Source organism: Streptomyces sp. NPDC005483 (assembly GCF_040606035.1).
Lineage (GTDB): Bacteria > Actinomycetota > Actinomycetes > Streptomycetales > Streptomycetaceae > Streptomyces.
The window spans coordinates 471,971-496,069 of the sequence record NZ_JBEXEA010000003.1 but is presented as its reverse complement, the minus strand read 5'-3'; the positions used below and the strand labels follow the sequence as shown (position 1 = coordinate 496,069).

The 24,099-nt window shown below is 68.7% G+C and carries 39 protein-coding genes; 34 read left to right on the top strand and 5 right to left on the bottom strand.

Annotated features, from left to right (window positions below; translation table 11 throughout):
• Positions 1-70 precede the first annotated feature (70 nt).
• A complete protein-coding gene (locus tag ABZT06_RS08535) occupies positions 71-580 on the bottom strand; it encodes a GIY-YIG nuclease family protein (RefSeq protein ID WP_355736802.1) in 510 nt (169 codons plus the stop codon).
• Between the two features lie 194 nt (positions 581-774).
• Between ABZT06_RS08535 and ABZT06_RS08530 the strand changes: the two genes are divergently transcribed.
• From ABZT06_RS08530 to ABZT06_RS08450, 17 genes are all read left to right on the top strand, one after another.
• Positions 775-1,527, top strand: a complete 753-nt coding sequence (locus ABZT06_RS08530; RefSeq protein ID WP_355736799.1) for a GntR family transcriptional regulator — start codon at positions 775-777, stop codon at positions 1,525-1,527.
• Positions 1,528-1,701: 174 nt separating this feature from the next.
• Positions 1,702-1,944 carry a helix-turn-helix domain-containing protein gene (locus tag ABZT06_RS08525; RefSeq protein ID WP_355736796.1) on the top strand — a complete coding sequence of 81 codons (243 nt, stop codon included), beginning with the start codon at positions 1,702-1,704 and terminating at the stop codon, positions 1,942-1,944.
• On the top strand, positions 1,944-2,378 hold the full coding sequence (locus tag ABZT06_RS08520) for a hypothetical protein (RefSeq protein WP_355736793.1): 435 nt from the start codon (positions 1,944-1,946) through the stop codon (positions 2,376-2,378). Before ABZT06_RS08525 ends, ABZT06_RS08520 begins: the two co-directional genes overlap by 1 nt.
• Entirely contained in the window at positions 2,378-2,569 is a 192-nt protein-coding gene (locus tag ABZT06_RS08515; protein ID WP_355736789.1) for a hypothetical protein, read from the top strand. The genes ABZT06_RS08520 and ABZT06_RS08515 overlap by 1 nt, the downstream gene beginning before the upstream one ends.
• Positions 2,569-2,742 (top strand): hypothetical protein, encoded by a 174-nt coding sequence (locus ABZT06_RS08510; protein ID WP_355736786.1) that lies wholly within the window; start codon positions 2,569-2,571, stop codon positions 2,740-2,742. The genes ABZT06_RS08515 and ABZT06_RS08510 overlap by 1 nt, the downstream gene beginning before the upstream one ends.
• Positions 2,735-3,094: a hypothetical protein gene (locus ABZT06_RS08505; protein ID WP_355736783.1), complete on the top strand. Its 360-nt coding sequence runs from the start codon at positions 2,735-2,737 to the stop codon at positions 3,092-3,094. The genes ABZT06_RS08510 and ABZT06_RS08505 overlap by 8 nt, the downstream gene beginning before the upstream one ends.
• Before the next feature lie 182 nt (positions 3,095-3,276).
• Positions 3,277-3,507: a hypothetical protein gene (locus tag ABZT06_RS08500; protein WP_355736781.1), complete on the top strand. Its 231-nt coding sequence runs from the start codon at positions 3,277-3,279 to the stop codon at positions 3,505-3,507.
• Between the two features lie 228 nt (positions 3,508-3,735).
• Positions 3,736-3,894, top strand: a complete 159-nt coding sequence (locus tag ABZT06_RS08495) for a hypothetical protein (RefSeq protein WP_355736778.1) — start codon at positions 3,736-3,738, stop codon at positions 3,892-3,894.
• A 40-nt stretch (positions 3,895-3,934) separates the two neighbouring features.
• Positions 3,935-4,126: a hypothetical protein gene (locus ABZT06_RS08490; RefSeq protein WP_355736776.1), complete on the top strand. Its 192-nt coding sequence runs from the start codon at positions 3,935-3,937 to the stop codon at positions 4,124-4,126.
• A 38-nt stretch (positions 4,127-4,164) separates the two neighbouring features.
• Entirely contained in the window at positions 4,165-5,592 is a 1,428-nt protein-coding gene (locus ABZT06_RS08485; protein ID WP_355736773.1) for a hypothetical protein, read from the top strand.
• 40 nt (positions 5,593-5,632) lie between these two features.
• Positions 5,633-6,190: a hypothetical protein gene (locus ABZT06_RS08480; RefSeq protein WP_355736771.1), complete on the top strand. Its 558-nt coding sequence runs from the start codon at positions 5,633-5,635 to the stop codon at positions 6,188-6,190.
• A gap of 53 nt (positions 6,191-6,243) precedes the next feature.
• On the top strand, positions 6,244-8,439 hold the full coding sequence (locus tag ABZT06_RS08475) for a hypothetical protein (RefSeq protein WP_355736768.1): 2,196 nt from the start codon (positions 6,244-6,246) through the stop codon (positions 8,437-8,439).
• A gap of 209 nt (positions 8,440-8,648) precedes the next feature.
• The gene (locus tag ABZT06_RS08470; protein WP_355736766.1) at positions 8,649-9,071 is read left to right on the top strand and encodes a hypothetical protein; all 423 of its coding nucleotides are present in this window, start codon (positions 8,649-8,651) and stop codon (positions 9,069-9,071) included.
• A gap of 195 nt (positions 9,072-9,266) precedes the next feature.
• On the top strand, positions 9,267-9,455 hold the full coding sequence (locus ABZT06_RS08465) for a hypothetical protein (protein ID WP_355736763.1): 189 nt from the start codon (positions 9,267-9,269) through the stop codon (positions 9,453-9,455).
• A gap of 87 nt (positions 9,456-9,542) precedes the next feature.
• Entirely contained in the window at positions 9,543-10,073 is a 531-nt protein-coding gene (locus ABZT06_RS08460; RefSeq protein ID WP_355736761.1) for a hypothetical protein, read from the top strand.
• Positions 10,074-10,081: 8 nt separating this feature from the next.
• Positions 10,082-10,375: a hypothetical protein gene (locus ABZT06_RS08455; protein WP_355736758.1), complete on the top strand. Its 294-nt coding sequence runs from the start codon at positions 10,082-10,084 to the stop codon at positions 10,373-10,375.
• Entirely contained in the window at positions 10,375-10,572 is a 198-nt protein-coding gene (locus ABZT06_RS08450) for a hypothetical protein (protein ID WP_355736755.1), read from the top strand. Before ABZT06_RS08455 ends, ABZT06_RS08450 begins: the two co-directional genes overlap by 1 nt.
• A 125-nt stretch (positions 10,573-10,697) precedes the next feature.
• Here the strand turns inward: ABZT06_RS08450 and ABZT06_RS08445 are convergent, their stop codons facing one another.
• Positions 10,698-11,213 carry a hypothetical protein gene (locus ABZT06_RS08445; RefSeq protein ID WP_355736753.1) on the bottom strand — a complete coding sequence of 172 codons (516 nt, stop codon included), beginning with the start codon at positions 11,211-11,213 and terminating at the stop codon, positions 10,698-10,700.
• A gap of 14 nt (positions 11,214-11,227) precedes the next feature.
• Positions 11,228-11,515, bottom strand: coding sequence for a hypothetical protein (locus ABZT06_RS08440; RefSeq protein WP_355736750.1), 288 nt, complete (start codon positions 11,513-11,515; stop codon positions 11,228-11,230).
• Between the two features lie 148 nt (positions 11,516-11,663).
• Here ABZT06_RS08440 and ABZT06_RS08435 point away from each other — a divergent pair, with 148 nt between their 5' ends.
• The 10 genes from ABZT06_RS08435 to ABZT06_RS08390 all read left to right on the top strand — a co-directional run bounded on the left by ABZT06_RS08435 (position 11,664) and on the right by ABZT06_RS08390 (position 16,276).
• Entirely contained in the window at positions 11,664-12,212 is a 549-nt protein-coding gene (locus ABZT06_RS08435; protein ID WP_355736748.1) for a hypothetical protein, read from the top strand.
• A 92-nt stretch (positions 12,213-12,304) separates the two neighbouring features.
• A complete protein-coding gene (locus ABZT06_RS08430; protein ID WP_355736745.1) occupies positions 12,305-12,676 on the top strand; it encodes a hypothetical protein in 372 nt (123 codons plus the stop codon).
• A gap of 115 nt (positions 12,677-12,791) precedes the next feature.
• Positions 12,792-13,265: a hypothetical protein gene (locus ABZT06_RS08425; RefSeq protein WP_355736743.1), complete on the top strand. Its 474-nt coding sequence runs from the start codon at positions 12,792-12,794 to the stop codon at positions 13,263-13,265.
• Entirely contained in the window at positions 13,262-13,522 is a 261-nt protein-coding gene (locus tag ABZT06_RS08420) for a hypothetical protein (RefSeq protein ID WP_355736740.1), read from the top strand. The genes ABZT06_RS08425 and ABZT06_RS08420 overlap by 4 nt, the downstream gene beginning before the upstream one ends.
• Positions 13,523-13,530: 8 nt before the next feature.
• The gene (locus ABZT06_RS08415; protein ID WP_355736737.1) at positions 13,531-13,845 is read left to right on the top strand and encodes a hypothetical protein; all 315 of its coding nucleotides are present in this window, start codon (positions 13,531-13,533) and stop codon (positions 13,843-13,845) included.
• A 178-nt stretch (positions 13,846-14,023) separates the two neighbouring features.
• Positions 14,024-14,743: a hypothetical protein gene (locus tag ABZT06_RS08410; RefSeq protein ID WP_355736732.1), complete on the top strand. Its 720-nt coding sequence runs from the start codon at positions 14,024-14,026 to the stop codon at positions 14,741-14,743.
• Between the two features lie 45 nt (positions 14,744-14,788).
• The gene (locus ABZT06_RS08405; RefSeq protein ID WP_355736729.1) at positions 14,789-15,343 is read left to right on the top strand and encodes a hypothetical protein; all 555 of its coding nucleotides are present in this window, start codon (positions 14,789-14,791) and stop codon (positions 15,341-15,343) included.
• Positions 15,340-15,552 (top strand): hypothetical protein, encoded by a 213-nt coding sequence (locus ABZT06_RS08400; RefSeq protein WP_355736726.1) that lies wholly within the window; start codon positions 15,340-15,342, stop codon positions 15,550-15,552. Before ABZT06_RS08405 ends, ABZT06_RS08400 begins: the two co-directional genes overlap by 4 nt.
• Complete coding sequence (locus ABZT06_RS08395; protein WP_355736723.1) at positions 15,549-15,836, top strand: hypothetical protein; 288 nt, start codon at positions 15,549-15,551, stop codon at positions 15,834-15,836. Before ABZT06_RS08400 ends, ABZT06_RS08395 begins: the two co-directional genes overlap by 4 nt.
• Positions 15,837-15,994: 158 nt before the next feature.
• Positions 15,995-16,276 carry a hypothetical protein gene (locus tag ABZT06_RS08390; protein WP_355736721.1) on the top strand — a complete coding sequence of 94 codons (282 nt, stop codon included), beginning with the start codon at positions 15,995-15,997 and terminating at the stop codon, positions 16,274-16,276.
• 118 nt (positions 16,277-16,394) lie between these two features.
• Here the strand turns inward: ABZT06_RS08390 and ABZT06_RS08385 are convergent, their stop codons facing one another.
• Positions 16,395-17,552, bottom strand: a complete 1,158-nt coding sequence (locus ABZT06_RS08385) for a transposase (protein WP_355736719.1) — start codon at positions 17,550-17,552, stop codon at positions 16,395-16,397.
• On the opposite strand from ABZT06_RS08385, the gene ABZT06_RS08380 reads away from it, so the two are divergent.
• Positions 17,518-17,814 carry a helix-turn-helix domain-containing protein gene (locus tag ABZT06_RS08380; protein WP_355736716.1) on the top strand — a complete coding sequence of 99 codons (297 nt, stop codon included), beginning with the start codon at positions 17,518-17,520 and terminating at the stop codon, positions 17,812-17,814. The two genes, ABZT06_RS08385 and ABZT06_RS08380, sit on opposite strands and share 35 nt — an antisense overlap.
• Before the next feature lie 263 nt (positions 17,815-18,077).
• Here the strand turns inward: ABZT06_RS08380 and ABZT06_RS08375 are convergent, their stop codons facing one another.
• Entirely contained in the window at positions 18,078-18,266 is a 189-nt protein-coding gene (locus ABZT06_RS08375) for a hypothetical protein (RefSeq protein ID WP_355736714.1), read from the bottom strand.
• Between the two features lie 105 nt (positions 18,267-18,371).
• Here ABZT06_RS08375 and ABZT06_RS08370 point away from each other — a divergent pair, with 105 nt between their 5' ends.
• From ABZT06_RS08370 to ABZT06_RS08345, 6 genes are read left to right on the top strand one after another with little or no spacing between them, the layout of a single operon-like run.
• Positions 18,372-18,779 carry a hypothetical protein gene (locus tag ABZT06_RS08370; RefSeq protein WP_355736711.1) on the top strand — a complete coding sequence of 136 codons (408 nt, stop codon included), beginning with the start codon at positions 18,372-18,374 and terminating at the stop codon, positions 18,777-18,779.
• A 20-nt stretch (positions 18,780-18,799) separates the two neighbouring features.
• Positions 18,800-20,299, top strand: a complete 1,500-nt coding sequence (locus tag ABZT06_RS08365) for a hypothetical protein (protein ID WP_355736708.1) — start codon at positions 18,800-18,802, stop codon at positions 20,297-20,299.
• Positions 20,293-20,580, top strand: coding sequence for a hypothetical protein (locus ABZT06_RS08360; RefSeq protein ID WP_355736706.1), 288 nt, complete (start codon positions 20,293-20,295; stop codon positions 20,578-20,580). Before ABZT06_RS08365 ends, ABZT06_RS08360 begins: the two co-directional genes overlap by 7 nt.
• Before the next feature lie 51 nt (positions 20,581-20,631).
• On the top strand, positions 20,632-20,979 hold the full coding sequence (locus ABZT06_RS08355) for a hypothetical protein (protein ID WP_355736703.1): 348 nt from the start codon (positions 20,632-20,634) through the stop codon (positions 20,977-20,979).
• A 12-nt stretch (positions 20,980-20,991) separates the two neighbouring features.
• Positions 20,992-22,143 carry a hypothetical protein gene (locus tag ABZT06_RS08350; protein ID WP_355736701.1) on the top strand — a complete coding sequence of 384 codons (1,152 nt, stop codon included), beginning with the start codon at positions 20,992-20,994 and terminating at the stop codon, positions 22,141-22,143.
• Positions 22,140-24,089 (top strand): glycosyl hydrolase family 28-related protein, encoded by a 1,950-nt coding sequence (locus tag ABZT06_RS08345; RefSeq protein WP_355736698.1) that lies wholly within the window; start codon positions 22,140-22,142, stop codon positions 24,087-24,089. Before ABZT06_RS08350 ends, ABZT06_RS08345 begins: the two co-directional genes overlap by 4 nt.
• The last annotated feature ends 10 nt before the right edge of the window (positions 24,090-24,099 follow it).

Genomic DNA, 24,099 nt, shown 5'->3' with positions numbered 1-24,099 from the left:
GGCGGAACAGGTCGTTCGGTGATCGGGGTCACATTTCCTGGTCGGTGTGTCGCGCCGAGGATTCACGACCTCAGGTGCGGTAGTAGGGCGCCCGGGGGCGCTCTTGGGAGATGAGCCCCTCCGTTACCAGCGCGCGGTATGCCTTGTAGACGCTAGCCACGTCGGCTGGGAATCTCTCTGCGAAGTGCTGGGCCGGGGGCATCGGTGATCCGCTGGGATACAGACCCTGTCCAATCTCGCGCCTCAGGATGTTCGCGATCTGCACGGAGACGGGGGTTGTGCCGTTGATCCCTTGCGTGATCTCTTCGGAAGGCTCGTTGAACGTAACGAAGAAAGACCCTCTGCGCTTGTCGCGGTTGTGCAGGGGTTTCTCCGAGTTGATCGCGTCTGTCTCCATGCGGTCAGCCGTGTTCCGGTCGGTGAGCCACTGGATCTCCTTTCGCGCGACGGATGGCCACCAGGTGGTCCGATGCTTACGCGCGTGATGCGCCCACCGCTGCGCCGGGGCATTCGTGATGCCGATGTACAGCAGCACCCCGTCGGCGTCGTACAGGCGGTAGAGCGCGGTGCGCTCGGGCATGCGTTGCTCCCTTGCGGGTCAGGACGGCATGGCAGCGTGAAGCAGCTCACCAGTGACTAGGCGGTGTGTTTGCTGCCACACTCACCCTGCGCTAGGTCCTTCGAAGGAGTCAAGGGCTTCGCTAGTTTCGCCCAATTCGCATCACGGTTTGGCAGGTAGATAACATCTTCGAAGAAGTCGATCGAGGAGGACCATTGGCACCACGCAAGGGGGAGCCCGGGCGGTTCCTGTACAGGGAGCTTGCAGCGGAGTTCCGCGCCCAGATCCAGTCCGGCGCGCTGGCCCCTGGCGATCTGCTTCCGAGCGAACAGACGCTCATGGATGGGCGTGGACTCGCTCGATCGACCGTCCGCCAGGCTTACGACCTCCTGAAGGCTGAGGGTCTCGCGGCCAGCAAGCAAGGGAAGGGTGTTTACGCCCTTAACCCCAAGAAGATCGTCCGCAACGCACAAAAGCGACTCTCCCGCGAAGTCTGGGCGGCCGGTCGCTCGATCTGGAGTATCGACCTTGAGGGTCGTGATCCCAATGCTCAAGTGGAAGTCGATGCGGACATCGAGGCTCCGGAGTACATCGCTGGAGTCCTTGGTGTCCGTCGAGTGTGCCGCCGTCGCCGCGTCTTCTCGCTCGACGAGCGCACGCTTCAGATCGCCACGTCGTATCTCCCCGCAGATCTTGCGTGCGAGGCCGGCATCGACCAAGCCGACACCGGCCCTGGGGGCATGTATGCGCGGCTCGCCGACGTGGATCGCGCTCCGGTCGACGCGAAGGAGCGCATCAGGGCGCGCATTGCCATGCCTGACGAGGTGGACGTGCTGGAGCTGGGTGCTGGAGCGTGCGTCATCGTGATCGAGCGCACCGTCACGGATGCTGAAGGTCGGATCCTGGAGGTCAATGAGATGACCCTCGATGCTGCGCGGTACGTCCTGGAGTACGACTTCAAGCTGTAACTGCCCCGCCAGTAGCCCCTGCTGACAACCGTCAGTGGGGGCTTTTTCGTGCGCCCAAATCTCTGCGAACTCAGTTCACTTGGCGAGCTTGACAACTCCTTCGAAGGACTGCAAGGTTGAACCCATCGAGACCTCCTTCGAAGGAGTTCGCAACGACTAGACCTTGGAGCCCGCATGATCGCCGAAGGCCGAGCCGCCGAACCGGACCAGGCCGACGAACTGCTGAACGCCAAGCAGGTTGCCGCCCTCATGAAGGTCCACGTCGCCACCGTCTATCGCCTTGCCGACGCTGGCCACCTCAAGGCCATGCGCTTCGGGGTCGGCGAGAAGCGGCGACGCGGCTTCCGGTGCAAGCGCTCGAACGTCGAGGCGTACATGCAGGAGTCCGAGATCCTCACCGACGAGGAGGTGGCCTGATGGCCACGGCAACCCCCACCACCACCCCCACCGCCCCGCTCCCGACCTCTGCCGCCGCATTGTTGGCGAAGTTGGAGCGCGCGTTCCTCCCGCTCCCCGTCGTCCGTGCCGTGACCCGCTACGAGATCGCGACGGCCCGGTTCGACGAGCTGGCCGCGAAGCCCGCATCCGAGCTGAAGCCGGCCGAGGTGGACGCGTTCAGCCAGGCACAGCAGACGATCGCCGAGTCGGTGGCCGTCCTCGCCGAGGCGGAGCGCCTGGACCTGATCGCCCCGGCGAAGGCGGCGACCCGCTACCGGCAGGCTTCCGCCCACTACCGGGTGCTCGCGGCCTGCGGCGACTACGAGGGCTGCGAGTACGTCCGCGACGAGATGGGCCACTGTCTCTGCCAGCTGGAGGCCGCCGGCCGCCTTGACCTCGTCGGCGGTGTGTGATGGCTGTCGACCGCGTGCAGGTGATTGCGGAGGCGCGGCGTCTGCTGGAGTCGGGTGCGCCGGGTCCGGAGGGTGTGAGCCCGCTGGCCGTGCATGAGCGGCTGGAGCGTGGCGCTGATGGTACGGGCTGTGTCGGGTTCGTGGCATTCAAGACGGCGCAGCGGATCGTCGCCGAGAACGTTGGTGCGTGATGGCCGCCCGCCAGGTCCTGGAGCGTTTCCCTGCCGGTTCCCCGCGTGGTTCGTGGCCGGCGGAGGAGTTCGCTGCGGCCCGCCGCGAGGAGGGCCAGGCGGCCGCCGTCGTCATGGACCTCGACACGGACCAGTTCCTCGTCGTCGCGCCGGGCGGTGAGCGTGGTGAGTGACTCCAACACGTACAAGCTGCGCTGGCAGCGGGATGCGCACCGGGCGCTCGGCGAGTTCCTGGCGTCGGCGGTCGAGCTGGGGTTGCCGGCGCTGTCGTGGACGATCGCAACGTCGGGCAATCTGGTCGGCGATGTGGATTCGTTGGCGACGACCCCGGAGCGTATGCGGGCCGCGCACAAGACGTGGGCCGGCTGCCTCGGCGCCGATGTGAAGCCTGAGCGTGTCGGCTCCGACGGTGTCACTCACCTGTACGCGCAGTTCCGGCACGGCGAGGGCCCAACCGAGGTGCGCGGTGCGATCCGCGCCACCATCTACCCGCCCTTCGACGACGGCGGCGAGTCCGATGACTGACGACCAGGCCGCCGAGCTGTCCCGCAAGGTCGCCGAGGCCAACCGCCGGTCCGAGTCCCGGCCCAAGGGCTAGGCCCTAGACCACCGCGCCGGACGGAGAAATCCGACCCCCACGGCACCCGCCGGCGCGGTGCCCCACCCCGCACCACCCACCTTCTGTTGACCACGTGAAAGGCACCCCCATGTCTCCTTACCTGTTCTCCGGCGACTTCGGAGCCACCGAGCTGGGCCGGAAGGTCCGCGCCGCCACGACTGTCGCTGAGGCGTCGGTGCTGTCGATCACGGACCTGTTCGGCGAGTACGCCAAGGCCCGCAAGGCCGGCGACCTGGCCCTGATGCGGCAGATCCGCCTCCTCGCCGAAGGCGACCTGCTCGCCGAACTCGACGGCTTCGACTACCCGGCCGCCGCCTGATGGCTGGCCTGCTGCGCAAGTGGCGCTGCCGGCATTGCGACACCTGGAACGGCCGCCGCGACATCCGCTGCCACTGCTGCGGAAGGCGGTAGCCCTGATCGGCCGGGTGCGGGAATCCCCCGCCCGCACCCGGCGCCCCTCCTGGTCTGGCTGGCCGGCGCATCACCGGTGCGGCGCCCTGCACGACCAGCACCGCTAACCCATCCATCAACCCGAGAGGACCCGTTCATGGGCCGCTTCAGCAACTTTGTCCTCGGCACCCCGGAGCAGCGCGAGCACAACGACCGCTTCAACCACCGCGACACCGACCCGGACAGCGCCGAATACCTGGCCTCCCACGACCGGGTCGTCGCCGCCGAGAGGGCCGCCAAGGAGGAGAAGCGCTGACCAGCGGCCCGCGACCCACCCAATCCGAGAGGACCAGCCCGTGAACAAGCAGGAGGCCGCAGCCCGCGCCGTGGACGCCGGTGCAGTCGCCGCCCAGGCCGTCAACGACTACGGCATCGGCTCCCCGCAGGCCTACAGCGCCCTTGCTGCCGCCGACGCGGTGATGCGGGACGCGCAGAAGCAGGGCTGCAGCAAGGCCGACTTCGACGCCGAACACGCCCGCCGCGGCTGACCGGCTGCCCGACCTATCAACCGAGAGGACTGATCCGCGTGACCGCCACATCCGTCGAGAAGGTCAACGGGACTCCCGTTACCTCGCCCGAACTCGGGGAGGGGCGGCCCAAGCCCGACCAGGAGCAGAGCAGCCCGGCGCAGCAGCCGTCGCGCCGCGAGGAGAAGCGCCTCGACAGCCAGGTCAACCGTCGCGAGGACCGGGAGGATCGGGCCCGGGAGCGGGAGGAGAACCGCAAGGACGCCGAGCACGCCCGCCAGCTCAAGGAGCAGGAGCGGCAGGCCAAGCTGGAGCGCAAGCAGCAGCAGCGCGCCGACAAGGAGAAGGCTCGCGCCAAGCGGCGCAAGGAACGGCGCACCGCCTGGCACAACTTTCAGACCCGCCTCGCCCAGCACATGCCGCTGTGGGGGCTCCCCGTCATCCTCGTGTCGCTGGTCATGGGCTGGTCTGGGCAGGCTGGTGCCGCTGCCCACCTCGGCATGGGTCTGTTCGCCGCGGGTGTTCCGGTTCTCACCGAGGGCATGGTGCTGACGTTCGCTGGCCTGACAGGGCAGGCGATCGAGCAGGGCCGCCCTTACAGGGGCCTGATGCGCATCACGTGGATTACCACCCTGATCGCGGCCACGATCAACGGCGCCGGGCACCTGATCGAAGACAGCTCAGGGCCGGGCATGTACCGGGCCGGCGCCTACGCTCTCGCCTCGCTCGCCGCAATGATCCTGTGGTGGGTCGCAATGCGGTCCAAGCGTGCAGTTCTCTCGGGCAAGACGGCTGACGAGATCGCCCGCTGGAAGCGTCTCGCCCGCCATCATCCGATCTTGGTTCGCCGGGCCCGTCGGATCGCCGACAACACCGGCGTGAAGATCGACGCAGCGTATGCGACGGCGTGGGAGCGGGCGAACGGGGCGAAGCCGGGGGAGCCGTCGATCCGTGAGATCCGTGCGTCCCGGCGGGCCGAGTTCCGTCGCCGCCGGGCGCAGTCGTGGAACGGTCAGCGGGGGTGGAGGACGCACTCGGATGCGCCCGTTGCGGTGCGTCCCGCCGCTGCGGCCGGCGCGACGGAGGTACCTACAGGAGACGATCTCGGTGAGGTGCGTACCCCCGTACAGCCCCCCTTCCTTCCGGTCGCCTTGCTGGTCCCCGGCGCGCGCGGCGGGTGGGTTGAACACCGGGTGCCGGTGCTTCCGATGAGCGCCCCCGAGTGCGTCCCTGCGAAGGGTGACCGATCCGCTACAACCCGCTCCCCGCAAGGGAAGGGCGCAGTTTTCAAGCGCACCCAGAAAGACGTTGAAGGCAGCCGCCTCCAGGCCGTCCGAAAGCTCGTCGCGAAGGCGTCCGCAGACGGCAAGGACCTTCGGAAGCACCCGTCCAACCGATCCGTCATGCGCGCACTCGGCTGCCGCCGCGAGGTCGCCGCCGATCTTCTCGCCACCGCGCTCGCCGAGCGCGGAGTCACCCGCAACTGACCGCCCGAACGACATCCAACCCACCCCTCAGGAGAAAGCCATGAACACCACCTTCCGCCGGATCGTCGTCTCGGGCAGTGCGGCCGTCGCCCTCCTCGGAGGCGCCGCCGCCATCACCACCGCGACCGCCCCGCCGGCCTCCGCCGCCGAAACCCGCGCCGTCGTCGAGAACGCGGTCACCGCGCCGGTGACCCTGCCCGACGGGCGCACCATCCGGATCACCGGCATGGGCGGCTACGGCCACCGCGCCACCGAGGCGCACATCGCCACCGTCGCCGCGTACACGCCGGGCACCGACCTGCCCAACAGCGGCACTGGATCTCAGCTTCAGACGCCGTACAACACTGGCCAGGTACCCGCCAACTATCAGCAGGTTCAGATGCAGACGGGCGGCGGCACCATCGCCGTCGGCGTGGTCGCGATCCTGCTGCTCGGCGTCATCGCCTGGTTCCGGATCAAGGGGCCGGTCAAGGTCGGCGACGCCGTTCTGTTCCTGTTCCTCGGCGTTGCCCTGTCCGGCACCGTCATCGGCGTCATGGCGAAGACGATGACGGAGAACGGCGTCGGCTCCCTCGGCGGAGTCCTCGGCGGCCTGTAGCCCACCCGGCGGGGCCGATCGGCCCCGCCCCGACATCTGGAAGGAACAGGCCAGTGACCACCGACATCCCGCCGCGCCCCACCTACGCACCCCACCCGCTCGCCGTCGAGGCGGAGCAGGAGCAGACCCGCAGCGACCGCATAAAGGCCGCGTTCGCCGAGCAGCGCGGCCACGCCGGCGCCCGCGTCAAGGACTGGCTGAACACCGGCGACATCGACGAAGTAGCCGCCATCCACATGGCGACCGAGGCCAAGCAGCGCAAGCACGACCAGGCTGTTGCCCAGCAGGAACGCCTCGCTGCCCAGGCGCACGCCCGCTTCGCCGTGGCCAAGGCCCAGTCCGAGCAGGACGACCGCACTGTCAGCGCCAGCAGCCTCGCCCGCCTCGCAGGTGAAGTCGCCGAAGCAGACTCCAAGCTGGAAGCCTTGCGGTCCCGCATCGTCCTGCCGCCCAACGACCGGGAGATCGACCGGGCCCGGCACGGCAAGCGCGCAAGTAGGGCCGCCGTGGTCGCCGCGGGCGGACTCGGAGTGGTGCCCATGCTGGGCGCCGCCGTCGAGCAGACCGTCAACGGCCAGCCGATGATCCTGGCCGCCCTCGGTGTTGCCGCAGGCTACGGCTGGTACCTGGTGTCCCGCCCTTTCGACGCCGGCCAGCCTGCGCCTGCCCCGACGGAGCAGCTGGCCGCCCCGGTGGTCGACATGACGAAGCCGGAACCCCAGCCCGGGGTGCGCGAGTTCAACGCCCCGCCGCCCCCCGCGTGCACGGTGCCGCAGCTTGAGGAAGCCCTCCGCAAGATCGGTATGCTGAAGGGCGACGACCAGCTCGCCGTCCTGGCCGTGCCGCAGCGCGAGAAGGACGGAAACACCACCGTCGTGTTCGACCTTCCCGCAGGTCAGACCGTCGCCAAACTCCAGGACAAGATCGAGGAGTTCGCCGGCGGCCTCGGCCGCGACTCCACCATGGTCGACATCGAGAAGAAGGGCAGCGCGGTCCGCACCAGCCTGTGGATCGCCGACCAGGACCCGTTCGAAGACGTCCGCCCGTCGCCGCTGTTGAAGTCCCCTGCGCAGCTCAACGCGTTCAGGGATGGCGTACCGACCTCGTGGAACAAGCGGGGCCGGACCGTGTTCCTGCCGATCCGTAGCTCCAACATCGTCGTCGGCGGCGGCACGCGATCCGGGAAGGGCGTCGCAGCTTCCAACATCGTCGTCGGCGCCGCCTTCGACCCGCGCATCAACCTGCGGATCGTGGCGGGCAAGGAGAACGCCGAGTGGAACGCCTACGCCAAGGCTGGCGTCGCCAGCACGTACTTCAAGCCCAGTCCGGAAAGGCTCTTGGCCCTGCTGCACGCCGAGATCGCCGACATGAAGCGCCGGGAAGCCGAGCTGAACAGGCTCGGCAAGAGCAAGCTGGTCGAGACTGCGATCGGCGAGCTCGGCGGTCTTGAGCTGATCGTGATCGACGAGTTCGCCACGTTCACCCGCAAGGGCAAGCCGCTTCAGGAGGACATCCTGGAGGCCATGGTCAACCTCGCGTCTGTCGCGGTGGGCGCCGGGATCATGTTCGTGATCATCACGCAGTATCCGAACGCCGACGTCTTTCCGACCGAGCTGGCCATCAACTTCGGCACCAAGTGGGCGATGAAGGTCGAGAACGCCGACCAGTCCAACGCCATCCTCGGCAAGGGGCAGTCCGGCATGGGCCGCGACGCGAGCAAGTTCGATCCGCCCCGGCCGGGACTCGGCTGGCTGGTGAACCCGTTCGCCGGGATCACCGACAAGGCCCGCAGCTTCGACATCGACGAGGACGAGCGCGGCGAGGTCACCATGCTCCTGCAGAAGGCCGCGAAGATCCGCGAGAAGGCTGGCCGCCTGGCCGGGCAGTGGGACGACCCGATCGAGCGGCACCTCCTCAATGCCACCGGGCTGTCGTCGGCAGCTGGCGGTCCGAAGCGGGACGGCATCCCGGGCCGAAACGTCCTCCATCACACGCCGGAGCAGCGCATGCAGATGGATGCGCTGCGCCGCTGCCTCAAGGCCATGGATCACCTCCAGCGGGATGTAGCCCAGTTGGAGGAGATGGCCGAGCTGATCGGTGGCGGGATGACGTCGACTCGGCTTGGAGAGCTGCTGCGGGCTGGGGGCGCCGGCGGGGTCGTCAAGGTCGTCATCGAGGGTCGCAGGCGCGTGAACGGCTACCAGAAGGCCGACATTGCGGACGCGCTGAGCCTCCTTGAAGGCAACTGAGGCGCAGCGTTATGTGACCTTTGACCGGGACTGTCACCCGGACAACGCCCGCTATGCCCCGGACTGTCCGGGTGGACAGCCTGGACGGCACCCGGACACCGTCCGGACGATGTCCACCCTCTATCTGCCCTGTCCAGGGGTGCAGTCCGGGGCAAACCATGCCATGTCCACCCGAACAAACCATTACAACCCTCACAAAGGAGACCATCATGCCCAAGACTTGGCAGCCCCACCAGTCCAAGCAGTTCGCCCGCGATCTGGAGCTCGGCCGGACCTACTACTACGTCAACACCCACGACACGAAGCACAATCCCTACGAGGACCGGCACACCTACGGCGAGATCGTCTTCACCGACCGGCTGTGGCCCACGAACAACCCGTGCACGGAGGGCGGGCAGAGCGCCGCCACGTTCTGTCTCAACTTTGGGCCCATGCACGAAGCCCCGCCGCGCAACATGCGCAACCTGGCGGGGCCCGCCCCGCAGGTCGCCGGCCCGGTCCCGCCCGGCTACAGCGCCAAGCTCGACTCGGCTGAGCTGCTCGCGCTGCAGGCCAGCGTCGCCCGCGGCAGCGACCCCCACACCCGGCCCGGCCGCGGCGGCAAGCCCAAGAAGCGCAGCCGCTTCTTCTGATGTGCGATCACTGCGGCAAGGGCCAGAACTCGCACTGCAAGCGCTGCGGGTGCTGCAACCCGCGCGACGCCGAACACCCCGACTGGTGTCCGGTACAGCAGCGCCGCGACCGTGCGCGCGACTCCTGGCAGCACTGACCACCCAAGACGCCGGGGCACCCCCGAACCCAAACCCAACCGATCAAGGAGAGATCGCATGAGCAGCAAGCCGAACTACGGCGACGTCTATGACCACAACAACTTCGACCAGCATGCGACGGTGACCGACCTCTATACCACCGGTCACGGCCCGACCGTGGGCATCGAGGTGACCGACAGCAACGGCACCTACACCACCGCGATGAACGCCGACCTGTTCGACCTGTCCTACACCAAGAGGAAGTAGCCAGACCGGGGCGCCCCTTCCCGCCTGCCAGCACTCAGGGGCGCCCCATCCACCCACCACGCGCATACGCGCAGAAGGCCAACCCACATGACCATGCCCGCCCTGATTGCGGCAAGCCCGCACCCCGCCCCCGAACTAGACCTCGACACACGGCTCGTCCTCCTCAACATCGAGATGGACGCCCGCCTCAAGCAGGCCGCCATCGCCTTCGAGGTCAACACCGCCCACCTCCCCGGCGCCGACCCCATCCCCGACATCCCCACAGTGCTACCCCTCGTGCCCGTATCGGCGCCCGCCCTCTGCCCCTACGACACCCCGCTTGCCGCACTCCTCTGGCGGGCCCGCCACTACATCGCCACCCGAGGACTCCTCCGCGGAGCCCTCCGCGACGACAGCAACATCGAGGGCGCCCGCTGCCCGATCGGCGCCCTCCGCTACGAAGCCGGCGCCAACCGGCACCTCGCCGACGACGCCTGCGTACTCCTCCTCGACGTCATCCAGGCGGAGTTCGCGGACGCCGAAACCATCCCGTCCTGGGTTGATGCCCAGACCAGTCCCGCACCCGTCCTGGCCTGCATGGGCCGGGCCGCCGAACTCGCCCACAGTCGCGGACTCTAGGAGCCCCCATGACTCAGACCCTCGACATACCCGACTTCCTCCAGGGCGTCGTCACCCCCGGCTCGCCCGCCGCCTACACCGAGACCGACCACGTCGAACTCCGTGACCTGGCCGTCCACTTGCTCGCCGACAACCAGCGCCTCCAGCGTGCTGGCCGCGGCATCCGCATGCACTACCTGCTGCACGTTCAGCCCGCCATCGAGCACGCCGTCACCGTCGGCTGGGACCGCGGCGACATCCACGCCGACGCCGACCGCACCTACGGGCAGTGGCTCATCGACAACGCAGGCCGGGAGGCGTGATGGGATTCCGACGCGAAACCCCCGCCGACGACAACCGACGCACCGGCAACCTCATCGACGCCTTCGACAATGCGGCGTCGAACGGACTGGAGGAAGACTTCGAAGACGTCCTCATGACCGGTCTCATGACCGACAAGGCCGCAGCCGCGGCCGGCAACTACCCGCCCGCCGGTCACGGATACCCGCGGCGAGGCTGACCTACGGCACGTCGAAGCCCCGGCCGGAACCTTCCCCGGCCGGGGCTTCGCTGCGGGTACAGCCCGCGTCATCCACCAGGCGGGGACGTGGGGGAGCGGGGCGGGAATCAGGATTCAGGTGTCGTTCAGGCGGCGAACATCTGCCAGTCCTCCGGCTCCCATTCGTGACCTTTCGTGTGGACGTCGCATCGGCTACACCACTCCGTGGGGCCTGCGTTCGAGATGTGAGGCCACAACTCGCATTCGCCGCACCATCCCCCGTCAACGTGCGCTTCGAGGTGGGCAAGGATCTCCGCCCTGCGAGCCTGGGCGCGCTCGTCGAATGCTGACGCCACTTCGACGATGAAGGCGGCTAGGTGTTCGTCGTGCTCCCGCACCCGGAAGACAGCCCAGCCGATCGTAGCCAGATGGGAGTTGATCGCCGCGTCTCGCTCCTGCCGTGCTGTCGCCAGGGCGCCAGAAGTGTGTTCTGGGCAGCCGTGCCAGTGGCAGCCGTCGACGAAGACTGCGATCTTGCAGTACCGGGACGCCAAGTCTGGGGTACCGGGAAGGCCCTCTCCGCTTCGGTCTACATACCGGGCGTCCACGGCGCTTCGGATCAGGTTGGTGATCTGACGCTCGATGCGGCTCGTTTTGGGCATTCAGTCCTCCGGATCTAGCCAGAGGCTTCGCCCCCGGCTGCTTTCTTGGCGCTGACAACGGTTCGTTCGCGCAGCGGCGGGATGCCAGCTGCTTTGGAGATGCGTCCGACGTGCTGGCGCTCGTAGGGGACGTGGCGAGTGACCTCCGAGGGGCCCAGGGTGCGGGCTTTGAGGACGTCAACGATGCCCTCGTTCAGCGCGGTGCGTGCGGCTTCCAGCTGCTCTTCGGCCTTGGTGAAGGCCGCGCTGAGTTCGTCGAGCCGGTCGCGTGCTGCCTGCTTCTTCTTCTCGGTGGCGGTCATGCGTATAAGGATGCCACGCCGTGTCGCATCTCCACTAGACACCCTAGCGATGCATCGCACAGTTGTCACCTCGCGAGACCTCTTGACGATGCAACATGAGGATGCAATAGTGGAGTCATCGCCAGGGAGACCAGCAGGGGAGACGGCAATGACCGCAACGCAGCAGCCCACCATCACCCGCGAACCGAAGTACCCCGGCTACGACACCCTCCTCGACGACGACGGCTGGGGCGAGGACTTCTACCTCCTCATCGACGGCCAGATCATCGGCGGCACCTACCACTGCCCGCCCGGGGACCGCATCCAGGAGGGCAAGCAGTGGGCGTCCTACGGCCCCGCTGGCTACTCCCTCGGCCACGCCACCCGCGAGGACGCCGAACGGGTTCAGCTGAAGGCTGCTGGCGCGGCCGACGCGACGGTAGCCACCGAAGCGGGCTCCGCTCCGGAGCCTGAGCCGGAGCCGCTGCCCGTCACCTGGGAGCAGGCCCTCGCCGAGGCCAAGGAGAAGGGTGTCGGACGGTGCTCCGATCACGCCGCAATGGCCGCCTTCTGTGACGCCAACATCACGCTCATCGTTGGCGCCGTCTCCGGTCAGCTGATCTGGGAGGGCGCCATGCGCAAGGGGATGACGTTCCGCGAACTGGGTCGCCTCGCGAGCCAGGACCCGATCGCATGCTCTGAACTCATGTGGGTCTGACCCACCCCACGGCCCGGCCTTCACCGGCCGGGCCCGCCGAACCACCGCCCGCTTCCAGGCCGCCTACACCGCCGCCGCGTAAGGAGCACCCGATGCGTGACCCGATCGTCAAGGAAGCGCGGCTCCGCATCATGCGGCTGGCGCGCCAGCGGGACACCCTGAAGACGGTTGGGGGTGTAGAGCAGCGCACGTCCGTCAACGACGCCCGCATCGCGCTGTGCATCGCTCTCGGCGTAGACCCCGACGACATCGACCCCACCTCAGGATGCGCCCTCACTCGCAAGGCCTACGAGAACGTCCGGCATTCCTGGCGGTGGAACATCCAGATGCACGGATGGAACGACTGGTGGGAGCGCAACCTCGACGAGGCGCTGGCCTGGTGGAGGGAACGTCGCCCCGAGTTCGTCAACGAAGACGACTGGGACGAATGGCTCTCCGGGATCGTCAAGGAGGACCAGTCGTGACCGTCCTCCGAGCCACGGTCACCGTGCTCTACCCCGTCGACCTGTCCATCGCAGGCCGCTTCCAGTCCCTCGCTGACGCCCTCGTCGCCTGACCGCCCGACCCGATCGGAGAACCATGGACTTCCGCGACGCCCTCAACATCGTCACCGCCGAACTAACCCCCCAGCCCTGGGACTACACCACCGAGGACGGCACCACCCTCCGGATCATCCCCGCCGGCCTCCGCGAAACCGCCGGCTACGCCGAAGTCCTCATCCGCATCACCCAAGCCGACGCCACTGGTCTCGGCGAGTACGGGATCACCGGCCCGGACAGTCGTGGTGTCGCCGAGGTCGGCGTGACCACCACGGACCTGCCCGCCCTGATCGAGGCGCTCAACGAGCGGGCGGGGTGGGAGGATGACCGGCTTGTCGCTGGGATGCTCACCGTGGTCGTGGACGGCCGTGGTGTGGCGGTGACGGTGACGGAGGTCCACTCTGCGGAGCGGGAGGAGACGGTGTCTGTGCGGCTGCCGGAATCCCAGCGTCTCCCGCTCGCGTCGGCGATGGTCCGGGCGTTGGACGTCGCGCGCGGCTGGGAGTCCACGTGATCGCCTTCCCCCGCACCCCCGTCCCGATCCCGGATGCGGTCGCCGCCCTGTCCGCCCACCAACTCCCGCCCCGGGTACGCGCCGCCCGCCGCCAGTCCTGGGAAGCCTGCGTCCACCTCAGTCTGTGCAGGCAGCCCCGGTACGAGGAAGGCAGGCAGGTGGCGCTCGCCGAAATCGCGGCAGCATCGAAGGTGCTCGCCGCGCACAACCCGAAGCTTGTTCACGGCTGGGGCGACCTGCCCGGCCTCAACCGATAGGAGCCCGCATGGAAACCACGGTCTACGAAGCGGCTGTCGACCAGCTCGCCCAGGAGCACGCCCGCGTGGGCAAGACCGAGCACGGCTCTACCGTGACGCCCGGTTTCGTCGTCTGCGCAGGACCGGACGGCAAAGCGCGGATCTCCCACATGACCCCGTCGCCCGACCTTCTAGACCCCGACCGGACCAGTGACGACGACCTCGCGGCAGAACGGCACCGGATGGTCGACGCATACGCGGCCACGCTCATCGCAGCAGGATGGCGAGTCGAGCGGCGCGGCCCCCGATCCCGCTACCCGTACCTGCTGGCGGGGCGGCCGTGACCGCCAGCACAGCCCCCGCCGTCCCGCTGGCCGAGCGGTAGCAGAGGGCCGCCCCCGCCGACCGGGGCGGCCCTCACGCATGCCTGTACTGGGCCATTGGAGCGGATTGTCAACCCCTCATGCCACCATTGGCGCAGTAGTGCCCCCGTTTCTCGTACCACCGCCGAGGAGCCGCACCATGTACGACCCCGCCGCGATCGCCGAGCAATACGAATGGCCGACATGCGTGACCCCCCGCTGCAACCGCCGGCTGTGGACCGTCGAAGCTGACCGATGGGCTTGTCGGCCGTGCGAGGACGTCACCGCGACCCGCATAGCCGAGCTCCCCGCCCTGTTCCGCCAGCTCGACACGACGGCCGCGTTGATGAAGGGCGCCAGCCGCGTCTCCTCCGGCGGTTCCGGTACGCGCACGGCCCCGATCCCGCCCCGCCTCGACGTGTTGAACCTGGTCGGTCCGGGTGGTGTAGCGGCCCGCCTGTCGGCGATCGAAGACTCTTGGCGGGCTACGCTCGGCTGGACGGTCGCCCCGTGGCGCGGCAACCCCGCCCAAGCCGTACCCGAACTGGCCGCGTTCCTCGCCAACAACCTCCTGTGGGCGTGCTCCAGCTACGAGGAGGTCGGGCAGGACATCGACGACCTGCGGCGCCTCCACGGCGAATGCACGGCCCTCGTTAACGACGAACGGCGGCCGGGCAGGGTGCAGATCGGCAACTGCCCCGCGCGAGTCGAAGGCGGGGTGTGCTGGCAGCCGTTGACGGCCCGCGCCGACAGCCACCGGGTGCGATGCGGCAGTTGCAACAGTGCGTGGGAGACGCTCGGGGAGTGGCGGGAGCTGCGGGCCGGACAAGAAGCCGTGCTCGCCGAGAGTGCCCTCGAAAACCACGCGACGGCAGCCTGAACCGCCACCACCCTGAAGCATCAACGCCCGCACGGAAGGCCCGCCATGCAGAAGATCCCCACCCTGTTCGTCCGCGACCCCGACGACCGCCGCCGCGTCCTCACGGAAGTCACCCCAGGCTGCGAATGGGTCCTGGACGGATACGGCACCGCGACCCGCAAGTACGACGGCACATGCATCCTGCTGGACGAGTCCGGGGAATGGTGGGCCCGGCGAGAGGTCAAGCCCGGCAAGGCGGCACCGCCCAACTACGTGCCGGTGGAGCGCGATCCGAACACAGGGAAGACGGTCGGCTGGGAGCCGATAGAGCAGTCCTCGTTCGCGAAGTACCACGCCGAAGCTGCGGAGATCCGCAGCGCCTGGCCTCACGGAACCTACGAACTCTGCGGTCCGAAGATCAACGGAAACCCGGAAGGGCTCGAACGGCACACGCTCATCCGCCACGCCACCGCCGAGACCATCGAACCCAGCCTCGACATTCGCACCTACGACGAGATCGGCGACTTCCTCGCCTGCCACAACTGGGAAGGCATCGTCTACCACCACCCCGACGGGCCCATGGTGAAGATCAAGGCGCGCGACTTCCCGGGGGCCCCGTGAGCACCGTGTACGTCATCACGGAGAACGCTGGCTACGACGTCGGCATGGTCGTCTGTGGCGTGTTCAGCACCCGTCAGAAGGCAGACGACTGGATCGAGACCCAGCGCGCCGAGCATGCCAGCGAGGTCGAAGCGGGCAAGGCTGTCGGGTGGGGCGCGCCGACCTACGACGTCGAGGAGTATCAGGTCGACCCGGAGGTGACGTCGTGAGCGAGGCAACGCCCAACCAGGGCCTCTTCCGGGTCTACGCCGCCAGCTGGCTCATCGCAGCCGTCTTCGCCGTCACGATCACCTTCACGGCCACCGACCTCCCCAAGCTCGGCGTCGCCGTCTACCTCGGCATCGGACTCGCCCTATGGGCGGGCAACATGCTGCTCACCAAGGGCGGACCCCGAAACGGGCACGGACTCTCGCACGCCGTGCTCGCCGCCGCCTTCGCCCTCGTCTGGCCGCTGGTGACCGTGGCGCTGGTCGTGTACTCGGGACGGCCGTAGTCCAGGCGGTACGGCAGCCGAACTAGGCAAGCTGCTTGACGAAAACGGTCGAAGCTGTAATCGTGATGCTTGATCGTGGCACACGAGTCACAACACGCTTCTGGAGCCCCCGCCGTGCTGATACCGGTGGGGGCTTTCGCGTACCCGGGGGAGGTGTCGTGGTCGCCTACCCCAACCCCGACGGGCTCGACATCCACTTCGCTCAACTCGCAGGCAACCGCGACATCGGTGACCTCTGGGAAGCCGCCCGCACCGCAAGCGTGAAGCCCGGCACGATCCGCGTCTGGGTCACCCGAGGAAAGATCGAACCCGTCCTCGACGGCGAAGCAGGCCAGTACTTCCACCTCCCCACCGTGCGGCAAGCAGCAGCAGGCGGCGCCAAATTCACGCCCGCCGACCCCGCCGCCAACAGTCGCGGCCCGCACGCTCACGCCGCCTAGACCCCTGCGCGCGCGTTGACGTCCTGCTCCACCATCAGGTGGAGCATTCTCTCCCTGGCGTCCGCTCGCGCGGCTCGCCTTGAGTTGGGTTCCTGTTTCATTGGGTCCCGCCTTCCGCTTACGCGGCTGGTCTTACGGTCCCTCCGCAGGCGTTTTCCTTGTCCGCCCGTCCGGCGGCCAAGATGATTCGGGCCGCGTTGACGTCCCGGTCGTGGATGGTCTGGCATGCGCCACAGGCCCAGGTGCGGATATCGAGAGGCTTGGGTCCGTCGATGACGAAGCAGACGTGGCACGTCTGCGAGGACGGCAGCCAGCGGTCGACGCGGTGGAAGGTTCGCCCGTAGCGGGCGGCCTTGTACTCCAGCATCGACACGAACTGCGCCCAGCCAGCGTCGTGGACGGACTTCGCGAGCCGCGTGCGAGCGAGACCCTTCACCGACAAGTCCTCGACGTACACCGTTTGGTTCTCGCGGATCAATGTCGTGGAAAGCTTGTGGTGGTGGTCCCGACGTGCGTCGGCGACTCGGGCGTGCAGCCGCGCTACACGGACGACGGCCTTCCTGCGGTTGCTGCTGCCCTTCGCCTTACGATTGAGGGCCTGCTGCGCCTTGCGGAGCTTGCGTTCCGCGCGGCGGAAGAACTTCGGCGAGGAGATCTTGCGGCCGTCGGAGAGGACAGCGAAGTGCGTCAGTCCGAGATCGATCCCGAGCTCGCCGTCCGCCTCCGGCAGCACCTCGTGCGGGTCCGTCTGCACGACGAAACTCGCGAAGTAGCGGCCCGCAGCGTCCTTGATGACGGTCACCGATGACGGATCCGACGGCAGATCTCGCGACCAGTGGACGGGAAGCTCGCCGACCTTCGGCAGACGCAGCTTCCCGGCAGGCGTGATGGCCCAGCGGTCGGACTTGGTGTAGCGAGCCGTTTGCCGGCTGTCCTTGCGGGACCGGAACCGGGGCGCGCCGATCTTCGGGCCCTTGCGTTTTCCGGACAGGGAGTCGAAGAAGTTCCGGTACGCCGTATCCAGATCTCGTAGCGCCTGCTGCATCACGCCTACCGGGGCGTCAGATAGCCAGGCGCGCTCGGGAGTTCGCTTGGCCTCGGTGATGAGCCTTTTGGCTAGGTCGCCAGTCTTCGGGAATGGCATGCCCGCTGCGTGCGCCTCGCGCCGTACCTGAAGAGCACCGTTCCATACCACTCGCACGCAGCCAAAGGTGCGGGCGAGTGCCTGCTGTTGACCACGGGTGGGGTACAGCCGGAACTGGTACCTGAGCTGCACAATCCACCCCCTTAATCCCACTCGGTGCGAACAGGAACAGTCTATCGTACTGAGTGTGAATAGTGCCGACTTTCTGACCACGGACGAAGCCGCCGAGCTCCTCGGCGTTGAACGTCGATCCGTGTACACCTACGTCCAGCGCCTCGCAGGTTTCCCGCAGCCCGAGCGCATTGGTCGCACATTGCTGTTCGAACGGAAGGCGCTGCTGGAATGGCGGGCTAAGCATCCGCGCCGCCGTAGGCCTGGTCCGACCCAGAACTAGAAGGCGTCCTGCGCGCGGTGGCAGCAGCGCAGGACGGGCTTTGAAGCGCCACGCGCTCAGCCCACCCGTCCGCCCGGCCCTAGCGGGGGCCGGGCGGACAACAACAGCCGGGGCAGGCCGCTCACTCCGAGCCCCGACGTCCCGCCGCCCGCAGCCCCCCGCGCGGGCGGCGGGACCGCCAAGCACCCGAGGAGCCCCGTGCGCCGTCCCGTCATCACCGTCCTGTTCGTCGCCGGATTCCTCGTCGGCCCGGTTGCCTGCAGTCACGACAAGCCGACACCCGCGCCGTCGTCCACAACGCGGTCGCCATCGACGAGCCGGCCGCCCACCAGCCCGACATCGTCGATGCCCACTCCGTCCCCGACGGAGTCGCCGAGCGAGCCGGCCGCCTCGCCTGTACCGAGCGAGTCCGAACAGGGCAGCCCGTCCGCATCCGGCTGAGGAGGCGTCATGGCCAACGAGCACGCATTCGTCCTGACCGTCGAGGCTTCCGGCGAGGTCACCCCCGCCCAGCCCGACGACGACATCAGCCAGCCGGAGCCTGAGGAGGCCGAGCAGTGACCGCAGGACTCGCCCCCAGCCTCGTCTCCGGCTGGCTCAACACGCTCCGCACCACTGGCAACGGCGGCGCCGCCTACTCGGCCGTGGCCGGGACGTTCGTGCAGCTGCACACCGGCGACCCCGGCGCCGCAGGGACCTCCAACGTGTCCGTCGGCTCTACGACCCGCAACAGCTTCATCTTCTCCAGCTCGTCGTCCGGCTCCGCACTCTCGCTCGGCACGGCGCCGTCGGCGTGGACCAACGGCGGCACCAGCGAGACGCTCACCCACATCTCGGTGTGGACAGCCTCATCTGCCGGAACGCTTCTGTTCACGGTGGCGCTGACCGCATCGAAGGCGTGGGCATCGGCGGACTCGTTCTCGCTCGCGACGCTCAGCGCTGCGCTAACTCCCCAGGCGGCCTGACGCCCTGACGGGGAGGCGCCATGGCCACCTTCACCGACGACTTCAACCGCGCCGACGGCAGCCCCGGCGCCAACTGGACTCAGGTGTCCGGCACCTGGTCGATCGTCTCCAACCAGCTCAGCTCGGGGAACGCGGGCGGAACGATCATCCTGCGCGCCACCGGTGCGATGGCGACCAACGACCACTCGGTCCAGACCACCATCGCCGCCACCGCAGCCGTCAGCCACGGCGTGTGGGCGCGCGGCAACAGCACCATCAGCCAGGGCTACCTGCTCCGCAACGACGGCACCAGCTGGAATATCTTCTCCGTCGTCGGCGGCAGCTTCACCAGCATCGGCAGCTACGCCGCCGCAGCCGTCGCAGGCGACGTCGTGAAACTCCAGGTCGTCGGAACCGCGATCAAGGGCTACATCAACGGCACCCTGCGGATCTCCGTCACCGACACGGCCGTCACCACCGGCACCAGCGTCGGCATCCGCGCCGAGTCGACGAACGCCCTCCGCTTCGACGACTTCACCGCGACGGACGTCACCTCCGGCACCACAGGCGACGCGGCATCAGCCAGCACCGCCACACTCTCCGCCACGGGCCTGCGAGCCACCGCAGGTTCCACCGCGCTCGCCGCGACCGCAACCCTGGCCACGTCAGGGCTGCGGGCCGCCACAGGCGGTGCAGCGCTCGCGGCCACCGCGGGCCTGGCTGCGGGCGGGGTGCGCGCCACAACCGGCGACGCATCCGTCACGGCCGCGGCCAGCCTCGCAGCAGACAGCACCCGGGCGACATCAACAGGATCGGCCGCCACCGCAACGGCGACCCTCACCGCCGACGGCACCGTAACCACCAGCGGCGATGCCGCCCTCGCAGCAACAGCGGCCCTGGCCGCAGCCGGGCAAAGAGCAGCAGGCGGCGACAGCGCACTCACGTCCACCGCGAGCCTCGCGGCAGCCGGACAGTACGGGGCCAGCGCCGCCGCCGACATGGCGATCACGTCCGCGCTGGCCGCCGGCGGGCTCATAGACCACCCCGGGCAGGCCGCACTTGCCGCGACCACCGCGCTCACAGCGGACGGACTGCGCAACACCCAGGCCGACACAGGCATCGCAGCCGCAGCAGACCTGGCCGCGCAAGGGCAAGTCGCATGCGCCGGTGACGCTTCCCTGACGGCCACGGCCACCTTCACGGCTGGCGGAGTTACTGGTGTACCGCCCGTGCTCGGGGACGCCGCCCTCGCCGGGACAGGCACCCTCACCGCGGCTGGCGCCCGCGCAACGTCCACAGGGGCCGGCCTCGCCGCCGCCGCAGCCCTCGCCGCGGCAGGCGCCACAGCAGCTGCCATCAACGCTGCGATCGCAGTCACGGCCACCCTCGCGGCCAGCGGGACGACGCACTCCACCCGCGACGACGTCGACATCACCGTCGGCGCCCCCTACAGCCCGTGGACCACAGGGGCACCGCACGGAGACCCGTGGCCCATCGGCACGCCGCAGACCGGCGGTTGGGGGGCAGGAGCACCGTGCTGATCCCCGCCTCCTCCACCGAGTACCTGCACATTCCCGTCACCCTGCCTGCGGGTGTCGACTCCAGCGCCACCCCGGTCCGGGTGGCGCTGGTCTCCCACCGCGCGAACCCCGCCGACAGCGAATGGCATGACGCCGCCTGGTCCGGCAGTGACGCCCGCATCCTCATCGGCCCCGGCACCAGCCTGGCCCTCGCTGCAGGCGACTACCGGGTGTGGATCAACCTCGACCCGCCCGGCAGCGAAGACGTTGTCCGCAAAGCCGGAATCCTCACCATCACCTGAGAGGAGGCGAGTTCGATCGCCGATTCACTGACCAACACGGCCGAGAACCGGATGCTCGACTGGATCCTCGGACTGTCCAGCACGGCCCCCACGACGCCCATGAAGGTGGCGCTCGTCACCGCCAACGGCACGGACACCGCGGCGGGTGCGGAGGTCACCGGCGGCTCCTACGCCCGTCAGACCCTCACGGTGGGCGCCGCATCCTCCGGGGCGACCAGCAACAGCGCAGACATCGTCTTCGCGGGCATGCCCGCCGCGACCGTCGTCGGCGTCGAAATCTGGGACTCTGCGGGCACGCCGGTCCGTCTCTGGTACGGGCCGTTCGCCGCCTCCCGCACTGTCGGCGCCGGTGACGACCTGCGGATCGTCGCCGGAGCTCTCGCACTGTCCTTGAGCTGATCGGGGGCCCGCATGCCGAGCCTCTCCAGCCTCGTCGACAATTTCAACGACAACGTCATCGCCCCCGACTGGGGCAACGCCTACGGAGGCGTCACCGAGAGTGGCGGCAAAGCCCACGTGCCGTGCGTCGCAGGCTCCTACGCCGGCTACCAGACCTCCTACACGTGGACCATGGCCGGGGCCTCCTTCTTCGTGAAGGTCGTCACCGCCCCCGCGGCATCGACGGCAACCGAGGCGTACTGCGCCGTCATGGTCAACGCGCCCGGCATCAACGACAACACCGGCCCCACCTTCGGCTACCGGTGCGGCTTCACCGTCAACGCCGTCACCGGCATGCTGCGCATGCAGTCCGACACCGGATACTTCGACGCCGGCGCCGTCGAGATTGGCTACAGTCCGGTCACGCACGCCTTCCTGCGGCTGCGCGAGGACGGCGTCAACGTCTACTGGGACACCAGCCCCGACGGCACGACGTGGACGAACCGGCGCACCCTCGCCACCCCCGCCTGGATCACCGCCTCCGTCGATCAGTGCGCCGTCGACATGTCCGCCCACCGCGATGCGGGCGTCACCGACGAAGCCACCCTCGACCTGTTCAACACGCTCTCCGACGGCGCCGTCTGGAACGCCTCCGCCACCCTCTCCGGCGACAGCAGCCTCACCGCCGCAGCCCAACTCGTGGCCAGCGCCTCCGCCGAACTCGCCGGGGACACCACGCTCACAACTGCCGCGATCCTCACCGCGAACGCCACGGCCACCCTCACCGGCGAATCCGAGCTGAGCGCTGCCTTCGCGGGCGGAGACGACGACCTTCCGGAGGGGGTGGCCGGATTGGCGGCAGGCGAATGGGACCTCGTGATCGAGCAGGGCGCCACCTTCAGCCAGGTCTTCGACTGCACCGTCGACGACCCCGACTTCACGTGGGCCGGGTTCACGGCGCGCGCACAGATCCGCTCCGAAGCCTCCCCCAGCGGGGACCTACTCCTTGACCTCACCTCGTATCTGGCCATTGTCGGCGGCACCGTCACCCTCAACATTCCCGCCGCTGTGACTGCCACCGTCACCCGCAACGGCCGCTGGGACCTCGAACTCGTCCTCGGATCCGGCGTCGTCCGCCTCCTCAAAGGCAAAGCGATCATCGACCCGGAGGTGACCCGCGAATGAGAATCCAGGTCACCGGCGAGAACGCCCCGGGCGTCACCGTCGACGGCCGCCGCGGCATCGTCATCGAAGCCCAAGTCGGCCCCGTCTTCTCCGTCAACGGGCGCGCAGGAGCCGTCAGCGGCCTCGCTGAAGCAGCCGACGTGCCCGCCATCGCCGACACCGCCGCCGCCGACGCGATCACCAGCCACGTCGCCGCCACAGACCCCCACGGCGACCGCGCCTACGCCGCCAACCTCACCCCCGTCGACTGGATCAACGCCACCAAGACGCCCTACAGCGCCACAGGCGACGGCACCACCGACGACACCACCGCCCTCCAAAACGCACTCAACGCGGCCGGAACCGGCGGAACCGTCTACCTGCCTGCAGGCACCTACCGCACCTCGGCGCCCCTCACCATCCCGCCCGGCGTCACCCTCCGCAGCAGCCACGGCGACCACTTCGACAACCTGAGCGGCTGGACGCAGATCAACGCCCGCATCAAACCGCTCGCCAGCTTCTCCGGCGTCTCGGCGATCCGCATCCTCGACGCACCCCTCGGCGGGTATGCGGCCAAATCGTGCGAGCAGCGGCTCCTGGACCTCACCCTCGACGGCACCGCCCTCCCCGGCGGCAACAGCATCGACGGCGTCCAGGCCCAAGGCACCATCCGCGGCCTCGTCTTCGAGAACCTGTCGATCAAGAAGTTCGGCGGGCACGCCATCTACTTCACCTACAACTTCTCCGCCCCCGCCGGACTCCCACAGGCCCCCTACTCCAGCCGCCTGCGCCGTATCGTCGCCTCCGACACCGGCGGCAACGCCTTCTCGTTCAACAACACCACCGACACGACAATGATCGACGTCGAGTCGATCGCGGCCGGCGGCTACGGCTTCTACCTGTCCGGCTGCGGCAACAGCACACTCATCGCCTGCCGCGCCGAATGGAACCTGCGCGGTTTTCACATCGTGCCCGGCAACGCCCAGTTGTCCCTGCTCGGCTGCTCCACCGACCGCAACACCCAGAACGGCATCCTCGTCACCGGCGGCTCCGCGGGAGCCACCGTCGTCATCACCAACGCGCGCCTCAACCGCGACGGCCGCAACGGCGGTACCGGCGGCGGCAACTACGCGGGCCTCAACGTCGACACCAGCCCCGCCTACGTCATCGCCACCGACATCAGCGTCCTCACCGGCATCGACGACGACGGCTCCGGCACCCGCAGCCCCCAATACGGCTTCTCCGCCACCGGCAACACCTACGTGGCCGTCAACTCCGGCACCCTCAACGGCAACACCGCAGGATGGCGGGACGGAGGCGGCAACACCCGCCTGCAGCGCGGCCTCAACATCCGCGAAATCGTCGGCGACCCGGCCGCCCCCGCGAGCACGCTCGACGGCGGCGGAACCTTCGACGGCATCACCGGCAGCCTCTCGGTCGCCGGAAGGGCCCTCGGCGTTCCCAGGCCCGCAGACCACAACCTCGTCGCCTGGACACAAGACCCCGCCACCATCGGCAACGGCACCGCCGGAACCAGCGGGACGCTCTACCTATCGGCGGTCTACGTGCCGAAGTACACCACCCTCACAAAGCTCATCTGGGGAAGCAACGGCGCAGGCAGCGGCGCCACCGCCGGCCGAAACTTCGTCGGCCTCTACAACGCGGCAGGAACCCTGCTCGCCAGCGTCGGCGTCGACGCGCGCATCACCGGCACAGGAGCCTTCACCGAGACCATCAACGTCACCGCGACACCCGGCCTGTACTGGGTGGCGTTCCTCGTCACCGCCACGACCATGCCGCAGATCTATCGCGGCGGCACGCTCAGCGGCGGCCTCCACAGCGCCAACCTCAGCGGAGCCTCACTGCGCTACGCCACCAACGGGACCGGGCTGACGGCGCTTCCCGCCCCGATCACACCGGCCAGCAACACGGCCACGAACCTGACCTACTGGGCCGCCGTCGGATAGGAGCCCGCGC